Raw genomic sequence first — 14540 nt, 5'->3', positions numbered from 1 at the left:
GTTAGTTTAGTTTTTTACGAAAGGGTGCTTCCTTAAGGGGCACCCTTTTTATAATTTTAAAGCATGTATAGATTCAAAACAAAGTATTCCTTCGTATTCGCTCTTTTCTGCATTACGCTGCTCACTGCCCAAGAAAATCGAAAAACCCTGATCCACTCCCACAACGATTACCTTCAAAACGTCCCCTTTTGGAAGGCTTACGCCAATGGTCTCGATATTATTGAGGCCGATGTCGTTTTAAAGAACGGTAAATTGAACATTGCCCACACCGAATCGGAAATCATTGAGGGCAATACATTACAAATGCTTTATTTAGACCCTATAAAGTATGCCATCAAAAACAACATTGGTGACGCTTCCGGCCTTATGCTGATGCTCGATGTCAAATCGAAAGCCCTTCCTACCTTAAAGAAAATATTGGTCGCACTCAAAAAATACCCCGAAATCACCTCACGGCCCGACATAAAGATTGTTATTTCTGGGCAAAGGCCCGACCCCGAAACCTATAGTTCCTATCCCGAATTCATTTATTTCGATTATCAGAAGCTAGAGAGCGACCTTGATTCCGATGATTGGAAAAAGGTCGCTTTTATCAGTGTCAATTTTAAAAACTATTCGGAATGGAACGGAAAGGGCAGGCTTACCCAAGAAGATTACCAAACCGTATCGGAAGCCATTACAAAAGCCCACAATCTCAATAAGCCCTTCCGATTTTGGGGAACACCGGATTCAAACACCGCATGGAAAGCCTTTTCCGATTTGGGCGTAGACATCATAAATACCGATATGCCCCACGAGACATCGGCCTACCTCAATACGCTGGAAAAACGCACCTACACCAACACCATAAACTCAAAAGTATACCGCCCTACCTACGCTACGGACCAAAAAGAGGTGCCCATACAAAACGTGATACTACTGATCGGCGACGGAAACGGCCTAAACCAAATTTCATCGGCCGTTTTGGCCAATGGCGGTGAGCTTACCCTTTCGCAACTAAAGAGCATCGGCTTTTTAAAGACACAATCTTCCGATGATTTCACCACGGACTCGGCCGCGGCAGGTACCGCACTGGCCACGGGTACAAAAACCTATAATCGCGCTATCGGCCTAGACCCTTCGAGGAAGCCTATTGAGAACATGCCCGAATTTCTCGCAAAACACGGTTACGTTTCGGGTATCATTACCACGGACAAGGTTACCGGTGCGACTCCCGCTTCCTTCTTCGCCCACCAAAAAGACCGATCGGACACCAAAGAAATCGCCCAAGACATCCTTAAGAGCAAACTTTCCCTTTTTATTGGCGGAGGGGAAGAAAATTTCACCTTCGATTGGAAAAACACCGATTTTACCATTGTAGACCGTATCGATAAAATCGGTCAACATAAGGCCGACAAGCTTGGCTATTTTCTTTCTAAAAAAGGAGTGCCCGGAGTTTTGGAGGGTCGTGGCAATGCGCTAGCCGTAGCCACCAAAAATGGCATTGAATTTTTGAATTCTAAGGACAAACCCTTTTTTTTAATGGTTGAGGCCGCCCAAATAGACAGTAACGGGCACTACAACAATGTGGGAGGTATCGTTACCGAAGGAATTGACTTTGACCGGGCCATCACCGAAGCGATAAAATTTGCCGATACATCGGGAAATACTTTGGTAGTCATTACCGCCGATCACGAAACCTCCGGTTTTAGCATACCACAAGGCGACCTCAAAAAAGGAATAATTGAAGGAACTTTTACTACCTTCGACCACACGGCCACTATGGTTCCTATTTTTGCTTATGGCCCAAGCTCGCAATCATTTCAAGGCATCTATGAAAACAGTGATATGTTTGAAAAGATCACAAGAGCACTTAACTTAGAGTCCAAATAAAATATAACCGACCATGAAAAGATTCAAAGCGCTCGACGTTTTCCGCGGATTGACCATTTGCCTGATGATTATTGTCAATACGCCTGGCGACTGGGACATGACCTTTTCACCACTATTACACGCCAAATGGCACGGCTTCACCCCTACCGATTTGGTATTTCCTTCGTTTTTGTTCGCCGTTGGCAACGCCTTTGCTTTCGTCAAAACGAAATGGGCCGACAAACCGCTTTCCGACATTTTCAAGAAAATAGCCAAGCGTACCTTGATTATATTTCTATTAGGATATACCATGTATTGGATTCCCTTTTTCTCTTGGACGGAAACTGGAGATCTTACGGCCGTTCCTTTTAGCGAAACAAGGATTCTAGGCGTACTACAACGCATTGCCCTATGTTATTTCATTGGCGCCATTATGATCTATTTTCTAACCAATAGGCAATTGATTATAGCCTCGGCCGTGATTCTATTGGGCTATTGGGGACTATTAAGCGCCTTTGGTGATTACACCTTGGAAGGAAACTTTGTTAGAACCATAGACCGAATGCTTTTGGGCGACAGCCACCTCTATATGGGCAATGGTATTCCATTTGACCCTGAAGGGCTTTTGAGCACCTTGCCCTCCATATGCAACGTTATTGCCGGCTACCTGGTAGGAAAGTACATTATTGACAAGGGCATCGATTACGAAAAACTGGCCAAAATGCTTCTTGTAGGAGCGGGTTTACTGGTAGTGGCCTATTTATGGGACCTTACTTTTCCCGTAAACAAAAAATTATGGACCAGCTCCTTCGTGGTGCTTACCGTAGGTCTTGATATCGTGGTATTGTCCGTATTGATCTATACCATTGAATTCCTAAAGCGACCGATTAACTATAATTTCTTTGAAATATTCGGTAAAAACCCGCTTTTCATCTATCTACTCTCGGAGTACCTGGCCATAGGCATGAACTTTATCCGCGTAGACGGAGAACAGACCCTCTACCAATATTGCTATGAAAAAGGCTTTAGCTGGATAGGACCTTATTTTGGCTCTTTTGCCTTTGCCCTGGTCTTTATGCTCTTCTGCTGGAGTATCGGCCTTTGGTTGGACAGAAAAAAAATCTACATTAAGGTATAGGATACGTTATTCAAAACCCATACCCGAATACAAAAAAAGCCGAGATTATAGTCTCGGCTTTTACGTTTCAATCTTGTACTCGAGGTGGGAATCGAACCCACACTCCAAAGGAACTGGATTTTGAATCCAGCGCGTCTACCAGTTCCGCCACTCGAGCAGCACTAAAATTGGACTGCAAAAGTAAAAAAAAATTTATTCCCATCACAAAAAAATAACAACATTTATCCTTTAGCAAGACAAATAAATTTCTAAATTTGCACCTCGCTAACAAAACGACTTGTCAATAAACTAGTTCACAATACGTTACCCATGGCCTACCAAGTTCCCGAACCGAAAATTTTTGCCTGTACACAAAGTGCCGAATTGGCTGCTAAAATAGCCAAGTCATATGGCGCCGAATTAGGCAACGTAATATTCTCGAGATACAGTGATGGAGAGTTCCAGCCCTCATTCGAAGAATCGGTACGTGGCGCCCGTATTTTCATTATAGGATCTACGAACCCAAGTTCGGAGCACCTTATGGAAATGTTGCTTATGCTAGATGCCGCCAAACGTGCATCGGCAAGACACATTACAGCGGTAATGCCCTATTTCGGTTGGGCCAGACAAGACAGAAAAGACAAACCACGTGTACCGATCGCAGCAAAACTCGTTGCAAAAATGCTCGAGGCCGCCGGTGCCACAAGAATAATTACAATGGATTTACATGCGGACCAAATCCAAGGTTTTTTCGAAAAACCTGTAGATCACCTGTTCGCATCTACCATGTTCTTACCTTATTTGAAAAGCCTAAACCTCGACAACCTGACCATTGCCTCTCCCGATATGGGCGGTTCTAAAAGAGCCTATGCCTATTCGAAAGCATTGGAAAGCGACGTTGTGATCTGCTACAAACAGCGCGCCGTGGCCAATGTTATATCACACATGGAGCTTATTGGCGACGTTAAGGACAAGAACGTAGTTTTGGTCGATGATATGGTAGACACTGCCGGAACCTTGACGAAAGCTGCCGATTTAATGATGGAAAAAGGCGCACTGAGCGTTAGGGCCATTACCACCCATGCCCTTTTATCGGGAGACGCCTATGAAAAAATTGAAAATTCGCAATTGCTCGAACTTATCGTAACCGACTCCATTCCGGCAAGAAGGAAGTCCGATAAGGTTAAAATACTGAGCTGTGCCGAACTATTTGCCGATGTAATGCATAGGGTTCACCACAACACCTCTATCGCATCAAAATTTTTAATGTAGCCGTAAAAAAGCGAATCAATAACGAGTATTAATTTTAAACCATATAATGAAGTCAATTAAGATTAAAGGATCAGAAAGAGAAAGCGTGGGCAAGAAGGCAACGAAAGCCCTACGTAATGCTGGACAGGTTCCTTGCGTGGTATACGGAGGGGAGAAACCATTACACTTTTCAGCAGATGAGTTAGCGTTCAGGGATTTAGTTTACACCCCAGCCGCACACACCGTAGAGATTGACTTGAACGGTAGCAAAGTAAGAGCTATCATGCAAGACATTCAATTTCATCCCGTAACGGATAGAATCTTGCATATCGACTTTTACCAACTGTTCGATGACAAAGAGGTTACGATGAACATTCCTGTTCGTCTTCAAGGTAATGCACCAGGGGTTAGAAGTGGTGGCCGTTTACTTTTCAGAAAGAGAAAACTTGCCATTAAAGCACTTCCTGACAACTTGCCTGATTTCTTCGATGTAGATATATCGAAATTGAAAATCGGCGAAAACATTACCGTAGAGTCTTTGTTGAAAGATGAATTTAGCATCTTACACCCAGAAACCACTGTTGTTGTTCAAGTTAAGACCCAGCGTTCAGCTGTAGTCGTTGACGACGAAGAAGAAGGTGAAGGTGAAGGTGAAGAAGGAGCAGCTGAAGGCGCAGCCGAGGGTGCAGAAAGCCAAGAGTAAATTTCAATTGAAGTTTTATAAAGAGCGCCCTGAAACCAGGGCGCTTTTGTATTTTTAAATACCCAAAGTTTATATCTTTCCGAGGGGAATGAATACATAATCCTTATAAAACGAAACCTTATGTTTCACTTATTTAAATCTATTTTCACCAATAACAAAACCGTTTTACAAGAAACCGACAGCATGAAAAAATACCTTATCGTTGGCTTAGGAAACATTGGCGACAAATACACCGAAACACGTCATAACATCGGATTCAAGGTACTAGACGCCCTTGCCGACAAAATGGACTTTAGTTTTGAAACGGCAAAATTGGGCGATATAGGTCTTTTTAAAATAAAGGGCAGAAGCGTGCTATGCCTTAAGCCGTCAACCTTTATGAACTTAAGCGGAAAAGCCCTTAAATACTGGATGGACAAAGAAAAAATACCTTTGGAAAACGTCTTGGTAATTACCGACGACATCAATCTGGAGTTCGGTACCTTTCGTGTAAAGACCAAGGGCAGTAACGGTGGCCACAACGGTTTAAAGGATATCCAAAATGTACTTCAGACCGTCAACTACAACCGTTTTAGGTTTGGCGTCGGCGCCGATTTCGGCAAAGGACGGCAGGTAGAATACGTTTTAGGGGAATGGAGCGAAGCCGAAAAGGAGGCCTTAAAGGAACGCTTCGAAAAAAGCACGGAACTCGTACAATCCTTCGTATTGGCCGGTGTTACCCGAACCATGAACCTATTTAACGGGTCTTAAACTCCGATATATCGCTAGTGGAAATATTGCCTTTTCCATCTGTGGTAACCACCTTCCAGAAATAAAGGGTGTTAGAGGCCACCCCTACTTCTACCTCATCAACATTTGCCTTGACCTCACTCAATAAATCGGTAGGCGGATTTTCAGTGGAAAAATACACCTTAAAGCCCACTATATCTCCATCAAGGTCAAATCCCGACCATTTTAGGCTTACCTTATTGTTGATGTCCTTAAAAGCGGTCGACCCTTGTACCGGTGAAATGATCTCTGCCGGAAACGGCACATGATCGGTCTGGCTCCCGGGGTTATAGAACAACCACACATCACTTTCGGTAGCCGTATTCGTTCCAGAGTTAGTGGTTATAACCTGCCACGAAAAAGGCGTACCCTTATCTAAGGAAACGATTTCTACGGTACCGGTCGTACTTTTTGAAAACACGGCATCGGTATTAAGGTTTTTCACCCTTAGCTCATAGTTTTCGGTATGATCGGAAGCCTTCCAATTAAACCTTACCAAACTACTGTTGGCACCATCGTCTTGCACCGGGGTGCATTCCGAGTTTTTGGCAGGAGCTATTAAATCAGCCTTTTCAGGTGCTTTTGGCGAGTCTTTTTTACAAGCCGACAAGAGCACTATTCCCATCACTATGAAAGTCAGTATCCTCATCGTTTTATCACTTTAACCACACCTTTTATCGTCTCCCCTTCGACCCTTACCAAATATATCCCCGATGGCAGCCCCGTAAAATCGAGGTCGATAGCGCCGCTACGAGGGATAGCTTCGGTGTTCCTGGCCAATCTACCCGCTAAAGTAAAGATATCGATTCTAACGGTCTCTGTCGACGACCTAAGCAAAATCTTGGTAGTCTCGTCAAACGGATTGGGAAATACCACGGGGTCGCCCGCCACAAAGAAACTATCTTCATGAATGCCCTGACAGGCCAAACCGGTAGATACCCGTAAAGTATTGCTTCCGGACTTTAGATCTAAGGTAACTTCCGATTTATCGGTCAACAAGGTTTCCCCATTCAATTCAATGGTATACAGGTCGGCACCTTCCATTGCGAGCACCAGCTGCTTTCCGTCTGACGAAACCGAAGACGAGACCCCTAAGGGCTCGGGCTGCGAAACCGTCACTTCCACACAAAACGGCTCATAGTCGAACTCTGGGGTCGAAGCATTTATACACAAGGTATATGTACCCGAGCTAAGGTTCAACAATTCAAAATCACTGGTAAAGGTATCCGTAACATCCTGTCCATTACCCGTAACGGTAACCGTGTAATCCAAGGGCAATGCTGCGGTTAAGGAAATCATTCCATCATCGTTGTTTCTACAGGTCTCACTCTCAACGGTAATCACAAAATTATCGGACGGAAAGCGAAAAACCTGACAACCCGAGACATCGACTTCAACCCCAGGGGGCGTATTAAGACACAAATCATCCCCATCATCAAAAACCCCATCATCATCTACATCGGGCCTAAATTCACCCTCTACACAAATGTCTAAAGAAAAGCTATTGATAACCCCTCCATCACCCGAAGCATTATCGACTACGGTCAATATCCATTCCCCCAAAACCGATTCGCCTTTAAAGGCACTTAAAGAGCCTAAGGGCTTTACCCTTCCCTGAATGGCATCACTTGAAGAAGTGCCACATACAAAGTCGGACGCCGAATCGTCAAAAGTGGCATCTACATTCCTTAATTTCCCACAAGAACTTGAAAATAAAGGCACTACCGTATTTGACGGTGAAGTTAGGGTCACCACCAAATCTTCGAGATACTCGTGGTCAATATCCAACCTCACATCAATATCGTCAACCTTCAAATCTTCAAAGAAGGCGATTTTTGAAATCACCGTACTCCGTTGGGTCGAAACGATTTCCAAAGGAAGGTCCCTCGCGCGCTTATTGGTACAATCCACCTGAATGGTAGTAAAGCTTCGAGTAGCACTAAGAGGCCCTCCACCACAAGCATTCAAGGGTTTCACCCTCCAATAGTACTGCGTTTGGTTGTTCAATTCCGCCGGTACGTAACTATTGGTGTTAACGGTAACGAGCTCTACCAAGTTGCTAAAGGCGGCATCGGTGGCGATATGCACTTCATATGCGGTATACGACGGGTCTTCCTCCCATTCCAACAATTCGTTGATAGACACATCTATGGCCCCATCGACCGGAGCGTTAAGCTGTACCTCGGGAAAGTCGTCGTCATATATGTTCAAATCGAAGGTAATGTCTTTCGTCAAGCTGGCCGAAACGGCAGAAATGGTAATGGAGTAAGCGCCTTCTGGTACATTCTCCGTGTTTTCGAGTAGGATATCTACAGGAGTGCCTCCAACCGATGTCGTAGCCGGCGTAAAGGAAATACCCAAATTATCAGGAACGTCAGATGCCTGAAAGGTAACCTCTTCATTAAAACCCGAATACGTTTCGTATATAAAGGGAATGATCAGGTCATCAAAATGGCAAGCCTCATATTCCAATTCGGAAAAGTTCATAATGAAGGGCGAGGCCGCAATACTAAAATCGGCATCGTTGACCGCATAATAAATATTGTCGGCCGCCTTGACCATGATACGGGCCTTGGTGGCGGTTACCCCTGGTAATACGACCTTATGCGTACCATTGTTATCAACCCCTGTCGCCAAAGGTTCGGAAAAGCTAAGCCCCCCGTCTACGGAAAGCATTATATCCACTTTTTTAGTAGCAATGGGCAGCATATCGGTGCCGGCAACATCCCAATCGATTTCAATGACCTCCCCCGCTACGAAGGCTTGGGGCGAGGCCTGTGATGTAACCTTAAACGGTCCGGCACTGTTTACCACCTGAACGTTCATCAATTCCGAAACCACTTGACCCCCACCTGCGGCATTATCGCGTACGGTAAAGGCAAAATTCATATCGCGTTCTACATCCGATACCGTTTCCCAAGCAGAGCCCCGGGTCGGAAAGGTTTCGGTCAACCGACCTTGGATTACCCGCGAAAGCATGGGAAAATACCGAACCGGAACCAAACTGGGCAAGCGTGACCTAAAATTGGCCCCACTGGCGTTATTCGGCCCAAAAGACGAATTGGTAACAATACCATTGTCAATCTGCTCCCAAGTATAGGTTAAAACATCTCCGGCATCGGCATCGGTGGCACTTCCCTCCAATACGAAGGGTGTCGATTTCGGAATCACATAATCTTCTAAAGGGGCTACCTCCGGTGGTGTATCGGCTATACTAATGACCTCCCCGCAACTCTTCTCCTTAAGGTTGTCAATAATCTGCTTGATGCTGATATAATGAAAATAATCATCTCCCCTAGCCGCTACATCATTGACCCCGGTAATACCGGCATACCCCATGATCGTAGAACCACTACCGGGCTCGACCTGTACTTGGGTACCCTCGTTCTCGTGCGACCAGGTATGGTTGGCCCCTAACTGGTGGCCCAATTCATGGGCTACAAAATCAAGGTCGAACTTATCGCCCTTAGGCACCAAGCTTGAGGAGTAAGCACTCCCTTTTCTGTTATCTACACATACGGCCCCGATAAAACCGGCATTCCCCCCATTTTCCCCTTTATGGAAAACATGTCCCAAATCGTAATTCGCCTCACCGATCTCACTGGTCATGGCATTTTGGGCCTGTTCGCCCAACAAGCTCAACGAACCTGTATACGGATCAGAGCCACTATCGGTATAAATAATTTTATCGGTGTCGGATACCAATTCCAAACGTACGGCCAAATCGGTTTCAAAAACTTCGTTTACACGGGTAAGGGTGGCATTGATCGCCGCAAGGGCATCGGCTACCGTTCCCCCATGGTATTGGGTATACTCCGCCGTTGCCGAAATGGCCAACCTATATTTTCTAAGCACCTGCCCATCTAAAGGCTTGGCCGTCAAATTTGGTTCGGCCTTCATTACTTTATCCGCCGTACTACAAATAAAATCGGACTTATCGACCCAATCAGAAGATTCGGTATACAGCACATAAGTTTGATCTTCGTTCTTTTCAATAAAACTGTTCTTGTGCGTTTTGGCCGAAACGATCATCGCCTGAACATCGTTGTGCGAAATACTAAAACGCACACGATCTTGGCTATCGTTCAAGGCCCGGCCCGAATATGACTTGATTTCCGGGTACTTTTCCGAAAGCTTTGCCGACAAAACAGGACTCTCGTGTACGCGATAAGCCACCATTTCCCCCTTCGAATTTGGAAAATATACGATATGGGAAGCCTTTTTGGAAGTAATGGAAGACTTCAACTCTTCCTTAAAAAGATTCTCACGTAACGTGAAGATTTTACTGTCATTATCCTCGGAACCCTGTAAAACACTTCGTTGTACACGCTTGCTTACCGTAGACGCTTCCCAATATTTACTTTGCGCCGAAGCGTAAAAGGAGAGAAATACTATGGTAATTGAAAAAACAAGACGTAATTTTGTAACCATTAAGGGGGTTTAGAACAGAATCAAATATAAGTCTTTTTATTATTTTTATTAGGTGGTAACAGTCCAAAGCATTTCCAAATACGATAAACTACACCCTACTGCCATTACGATAGGCACTTTCGACGGTGTGCACATCGGTCATCGGGAAATTCTAGAACGGCTTATCAAAACCGCGGTGGCCCTAAATCTCAAGTCTACGGTACTCACCTTTTTTCCGCATCCGCGGATGGTCTTACAAAAAGATACCAACATCAAGTTACTCAACACTATAGCCGAAAAAACAAAAATCCTTGAAGCTTTAGGCCTAGACTTACTTATCATCCATCCGTTCACCCAAGAATTTTCTCGGCTATCGGCCACTGAATTCGTCAGGGACAATCTGGTCAATCAATTGCACACCAAGAAAATCATCATTGGTTACGACCATCGTTTCGGCAGGAACCGCAACGCGAACATCACCGACCTACGGGCGTTCGGCTCTACCTTCAATTTTGAGGTAGAGGAAATTTCGGCCCAAGAAATAGACGCCGTATCGGTAAGCTCCACCAAAATCAGAAAGGCACTCGAAGCAGGGGACATTGCCACGGCAAACACTTATTTAGGCTACAACTATATGCTTACGGGCAGCATCCAAAAAGGAAAGGGCCTAGGCAGGCAGATCGGCTTTCCTACGGCAAACCTCCATATTCCCGAAACGTACAAGCTGGTACCCAAAAACGGGGTGTATGTAGTACAAAGCAACTTGATGGGCAAAACCGTCTTCGGTATGATGAACATTGGGTACAACCCTACCGTAGAAGGAAAGGAAAAGACCATTGAAATCAACTTTTTCGATTTTGATCAAGACCTTTACGGACAAGAACTACAGATCGACATCTTACACCGCATACGCGATGAACACAAATTTGAATCGGTCGAAGCCTTAAAGCGTCAGCTGGAAAAAGACAAACAGACATCGTTTTCGTTAATCCCTAAATAAATGTTGAATCGTTTTCTTTTTTCGAAAATCGATAATTCCCCCTTGATCATTTTCCGTATATTTTTCGGAATACTCATTTCCTTAGAATGTTACGGTGCCATACTTACAGGCTGGATCAAACGAACCTTGGTCGAACCCCAATTCACTTTCAACTTTATCGGCTTCGACTGGCTACAGCCCCTACCCGGTTACGGCATGTATGTTTATTTTTTTATCATGGGTACCCTGGGCGTTATGGTGGCCCTCGGCTACAAATACCGTTTGAGCATCATCTCTTTCACCCTGCTATGGACCGGCGTCTACCTCATGCAAAAAACATCGTACAACAACCACTATTACCTACTAATACTCATTTCATTCATCATGTGCTTTCTTCCGGCACACCGAAGCCACTCTTTCGACCTACGGAGCAATCGGGGATTAAAAAGTGACAGCATGTTCGCCTATGTTAAATGGGCCATCGTCCTTCAATTGCTTATCGTATACACCTATGCTTCGATTGCCAAGCTCTACGGGGATTGGTTAGATTTCGGGATTATCCGTATCCTGATGCTCAACAAAGCCAGTTACCCGATTATAGGAGAGCTTTTGCAAGAGCCCTTCATTCACAAGATTATGGGCGTTTACGGTATTCTTTTCGACTTACTGGTCGTACCGGCCCTTCTATGGAAGCCTACACGAAAAATAGCGTTTATCGCCTCCGTATTTTTCCATCTGTTCAACTCCATAGTTTTTCAAATCGGTATATTCCCCTATTTATCGCTGGCATTTACCGTATTCTTTTTCGAACCTGAGACCATACGCCGTATTTTTTTCAAGAAGAAGCCTCCCTACCTCTTGCAAAAAATCGAAGTGCCTTCTTTCAGAAACACGGTCTATATCTTGGGAGGCCTATATTTCGTGGTACAATTGGCGCTTCCTATCAGGCATCACTTTATAAAAGACGATGTACTATGGACCGAAGAAGGCCATAGACTCAGTTGGCGCATGATGCTAAGAAGTCGTTCCGGAAGCATCAAATTTCAGGTAGTGGACAAGGAAAACGGAGAAAAAACGACCATCAACACAAAAGATTACCTTACAAAAAAACAACAAAGAAGAATTGGAGGCTACCCCGATTTTATCTGGCAATTCGCCCAAAGGTTAAAAAAGGAATATGCCGAAAAAGGAAAAGACATAGCGGTATACGCCCTTAACTCGAAAGTAAGTGTCAACGGAAAACCGTACCGTGCCTTTATTGACCCGACGGTAGATCTGGCCAGTGCAAAATGGAATTATTTTTGGCATAATGAATGGATTTTACCCTCACCTACCGCAGAAAAAGTGCCTAAAACTTTTTAGCACGCTGGCATAATTGCAAGGGCATGCCCCAAGGATCACGAAGCATTACTAAATGTAGCCCTTCCCTTTTTACCTCTTCGACAAGCGTGGCTCCTTCGGCCACAAGCCTTAGTTTATCGCCTTCGGCATTATCGGAAACGAAGGCTACATGAAAGGTGGCCGGATGCCGCTCCTTAAAATTGCTCAGGGGCTCTTCCTCTTTTTGGTACAGCTCTAACATGACCCTGCCCGTAGTATCGGCCAAAAAGGTCATAAAAGGCGATTTTTCTTGGGCCACCACGACCTGTAGCCCCAAATGCACAACAAACCAGTCTACCCTTTTATGTATTTCGGTAACGTTGAGCGCAAAATGTTCAAAAACCATAAAATAATAAGATTATAACGGCCGTAAATGTATTGGTTTTTAATCATTAGTTTAAATTTGCAGACTAAATTTAAGAGCAATGTTACAGCTACAGGTCGTTAGAGACAAAAAAGACGACATCATAAACGCATTGAAAAAGCGCAATATAGATGCCGCACCATTGATTGATGAAGTATTGGAATTGGACGAAAAGAGACGTTCAACACAAACTGCTTTGGACAACACCTTGGCGGAAAGCAATAAACTTTCCAAAGAAATAGGCATACTCTTTAAAACTGGCAAGGCCCAAGAAGCCAATGCCCTTAAAGAAAAGACAGGAACCCTAAAGGAAGATTCGAAAAAGCTGGGCGAAGAACTCAACACCATTGCCGAAGAACTGCAAAGGGCCCTTTACCAAATACCCAATGTTCCGCACGAATCGGTACCTTCGGGCAATACGGACGAAGACAACGAAGAGGTCTTCAAAGAAGGTGAAATCCCCGTTTTGAACACCGATGCCCTTCCCCACTGGGAACTGGCAAAAAAATACGATATCATCGATTTTGAACTGGGCGTAAAAATTGCCGGCGCCGGCTTTCCCGTTTACAAAGGAAAAGGTGCGCGCTTACAACGTGCCCTGATTTCCTATTTTCTCGATAAAAATACAGAAGCCGGTTATACCGAAATGCAAGTACCGCATTTGGTGAACGAAGCTTCCGGCTTTGGAACCGGACAGTTGCCCGACAAGGAAGGCCAAATGTACCACGTGGGAGAAGATGACCTATACCTCATCCCTACTGCGGAAGTACCGGTAACCAACCTTTTTCGTGGCGAGATAGTCGCAGAAAGCGATTTTCCTATTTGCTATACCGCCTACACCCCTTGTTTTAGAAGGGAAGCCGGAAGTTATGGAGCGCATGTTCGCGGCCTGAACCGCCTGCACCAATTCGACAAGGTTGAAATTGTCCGCGTAGAAAATCCGGCCAATTCGTACCACGCCTTGGATGGCATGGTAGAACACGTAAAAAATATACTTAGGGAACTCAAATTACCTTACCGCATCCTTAGGCTTTGTGGCGGCGACCTAGGTTTTACCTCGGCCCTTACCTATGATTTTGAAGTCTTCTCGACGGCGCAAGACCGATGGCTGGAAATCAGTTCGGTATCTAATTTTGAAACCTATCAGGCCAACCGATTAAAGCTTCGCTATAAAGACGAAAACGGAAAAAGCCAACTGGCACACACCCTAAACGGAAGTTCCTTGGCCCTACCCCGGGTTTTAGCCGGAATTTTGGAAAACTACCAAACTCCCGACGGAATTCAGATTCCCGAAGTTTTGGTGCCTTATTGCGGATTTGACCGTATAGATTAAGCGTATTACAATCGGCCAGGGCATATTTGCTTCTGGCCGATTTTTATTTTTTTCGTTTACATTTCCCCTTCCCCTACTTCTTCTCCTGAAGTATAGACCACATAGGTTTTTCTCGAAGTATTGAACGTAACCCAAATCGGTTTTTCGTTTCTGATCAGATCCAAATAATCGCTGAACCGGTCCATAGGCTCATAACCCACTCCTGATTTTGTACTATCATCATAGCTATTGGCCGGCAGGGCACCGTTTTTAAAAAGAAGATACAGCTTGTTCCCATCGGCACAATACAAATTAATTCTTCCGGAATTACTCCCGTTCGGATATAGAAAGGCCGAGTAACGCTCACAATTTTTTACAAAAACCGCCATGTTTTTAAATTTTAAA

Annotated in this window: 12 protein-coding genes and 1 tRNA gene; 8 read left to right on the top strand and 5 right to left on the bottom strand. The window is 44.6% G+C overall.

The features are described 5' to 3' along the window. Positions 1 to 63 precede the first annotated feature (63 nt). Both B4Q04_RS05700 and B4Q04_RS05695 read left to right on the top strand, forming a co-directional pair. On the top strand, positions 64 to 1872 hold the full coding sequence (locus B4Q04_RS05700; protein WP_013993504.1) for an alkaline phosphatase: 1809 nt from the start codon (positions 64 to 66) through the stop codon (positions 1870 to 1872). A gap of 13 nt (positions 1873 to 1885) precedes the next feature. Then, on the top strand, positions 1886 to 2989 hold the full coding sequence (locus tag B4Q04_RS05695; protein ID WP_088696223.1) for an acyltransferase family protein: 1104 nt from the start codon (positions 1886 to 1888) through the stop codon (positions 2987 to 2989). A gap of 76 nt (positions 2990 to 3065) precedes the next feature. On the opposite strand, the gene B4Q04_RS05690 is transcribed toward B4Q04_RS05695, so the two are convergent. Then, positions 3066 to 3146 (bottom strand) — tRNA-Leu (locus B4Q04_RS05690). Between the two features lie 152 nt (positions 3147 to 3298). Here B4Q04_RS05690 and B4Q04_RS05685 point away from each other — a divergent pair. The 3 genes from B4Q04_RS05685 to pth all read left to right on the top strand — a co-directional run bounded on the left by B4Q04_RS05685 (position 3299) and on the right by pth (position 5672). Continuing rightward, a complete protein-coding gene (locus B4Q04_RS05685) occupies positions 3299 to 4240 on the top strand; it encodes a ribose-phosphate pyrophosphokinase (protein ID WP_013993499.1) in 942 nt (313 codons plus the stop codon). Between the two features lie 46 nt (positions 4241 to 4286). Then, complete coding sequence (locus tag B4Q04_RS05680) at positions 4287 to 4922, top strand: 50S ribosomal protein L25/general stress protein Ctc (protein WP_088696222.1); 636 nt, start codon at positions 4287 to 4289, stop codon at positions 4920 to 4922. A gap of 120 nt (positions 4923 to 5042) precedes the next feature. Then, positions 5043 to 5672 (top strand): aminoacyl-tRNA hydrolase, encoded by a 630-nt coding sequence (gene pth / locus B4Q04_RS05675; protein ID WP_013993497.1) that lies wholly within the window; start codon positions 5043 to 5045, stop codon positions 5670 to 5672. On the opposite strand, the gene B4Q04_RS05670 is transcribed toward pth, so the two are convergent. After that, on the bottom strand, positions 5659 to 6339 hold the full coding sequence (locus B4Q04_RS05670) for a hypothetical protein (RefSeq protein WP_013993496.1): 681 nt from the start codon (positions 6337 to 6339) through the stop codon (positions 5659 to 5661). The genes pth and B4Q04_RS05670 overlap by 14 nt on opposite strands. After that, entirely contained in the window at positions 6336 to 10121 is a 3786-nt protein-coding gene (locus B4Q04_RS05665) for a reprolysin-like metallopeptidase (protein ID WP_088696221.1), read from the bottom strand. Before B4Q04_RS05665 ends, B4Q04_RS05670 begins: the two co-directional genes overlap by 4 nt. A gap of 52 nt (positions 10122 to 10173) precedes the next feature. Here B4Q04_RS05665 and B4Q04_RS05660 point away from each other — a divergent pair, with 52 nt between their 5' ends. Then, a complete protein-coding gene (locus B4Q04_RS05660; protein WP_088696220.1) occupies positions 10174 to 11100 on the top strand; it encodes a bifunctional riboflavin kinase/FAD synthetase in 927 nt (308 codons plus the stop codon). Next, a complete protein-coding gene (locus B4Q04_RS05655; protein ID WP_088696219.1) occupies positions 11101 to 12441 on the top strand; it encodes an HTTM domain-containing protein in 1341 nt (446 codons plus the stop codon). It begins immediately after the preceding gene. Here the strand turns inward: B4Q04_RS05655 and B4Q04_RS05650 are convergent. Continuing rightward, positions 12428 to 12805, bottom strand: coding sequence for a VOC family protein (locus tag B4Q04_RS05650; RefSeq protein WP_013993492.1), 378 nt, complete (start codon positions 12803 to 12805; stop codon positions 12428 to 12430). The two genes, B4Q04_RS05655 and B4Q04_RS05650, sit on opposite strands and share 14 nt — an antisense overlap. A gap of 79 nt (positions 12806 to 12884) precedes the next feature. Between B4Q04_RS05650 and serS the strand changes: the two genes are divergently transcribed. Next, positions 12885 to 14156: a serine--tRNA ligase gene (gene serS / locus B4Q04_RS05645; RefSeq protein ID WP_013993491.1), complete on the top strand. Its 1272-nt coding sequence runs from the start codon at positions 12885 to 12887 to the stop codon at positions 14154 to 14156. Between the two features lie 56 nt (positions 14157 to 14212). Here the strand turns inward: serS and B4Q04_RS05640 are convergent, their stop codons facing one another. Further along, positions 14213 to 14524, bottom strand: a complete 312-nt coding sequence (locus tag B4Q04_RS05640; RefSeq protein ID WP_013993490.1) for a hypothetical protein — start codon at positions 14522 to 14524, stop codon at positions 14213 to 14215. Positions 14525 to 14540 lie beyond the last annotated feature (16 nt).

Origin of the sequence: Zobellia sp. OII3, from assembly GCF_002211465.1 — a bacterium.
Lineage (GTDB): Bacteria > Bacteroidota > Bacteroidia > Flavobacteriales > Flavobacteriaceae > Zobellia > Zobellia galactanivorans.
This window is presented reverse-complemented; position numbering and strand designations above follow the sequence as displayed.

Bases quoted from the DNA above. Each gene is read 5' to 3' on its own strand.
- B4Q04_RS05670 (WP_013993496.1), bottom strand. From the start codon at position 6,339: ATGAGGATACTGACTTTCATAGTGATGGGAATAGTGCTCTTGTCGGCT.
- serS (WP_013993491.1), top strand. From the start codon at position 12,885: ATGTTACAGCTACAGGTCGTTAGAGACAAAAAAGACGACATCATAAAC.
- B4Q04_RS05640 (WP_013993490.1), bottom strand. From the start codon at position 14,524: ATGGCGGTTTTTGTAAAAAATTGTGAGCGTTACTCGGCCTTTCTATAT.
- B4Q04_RS05665 (WP_088696221.1), bottom strand. From the start codon at position 10,121: ATGGTTACAAAATTACGTCTTGTTTTTTCAATTACCATAGTATTTCTC.
- B4Q04_RS05695 (WP_088696223.1), top strand. From the start codon at position 1,886: ATGAAAAGATTCAAAGCGCTCGACGTTTTCCGCGGATTGACCATTTGC.
- B4Q04_RS05655 (WP_088696219.1), top strand. From the start codon at position 11,101: ATGTTGAATCGTTTTCTTTTTTCGAAAATCGATAATTCCCCCTTGATC.
- B4Q04_RS05650 (WP_013993492.1), bottom strand. From the start codon at position 12,805: ATGGTTTTTGAACATTTTGCGCTCAACGTTACCGAAATACATAAAAGG.
- B4Q04_RS05700 (WP_013993504.1), top strand. From the start codon at position 64: ATGTATAGATTCAAAACAAAGTATTCCTTCGTATTCGCTCTTTTCTGC.
- pth (WP_013993497.1), top strand. From the start codon at position 5,043: ATGTTTCACTTATTTAAATCTATTTTCACCAATAACAAAACCGTTTTA.
- B4Q04_RS05680 (WP_088696222.1), top strand. From the start codon at position 4,287: ATGAAGTCAATTAAGATTAAAGGATCAGAAAGAGAAAGCGTGGGCAAG.
- B4Q04_RS05685 (WP_013993499.1), top strand. From the start codon at position 3,299: ATGGCCTACCAAGTTCCCGAACCGAAAATTTTTGCCTGTACACAAAGT.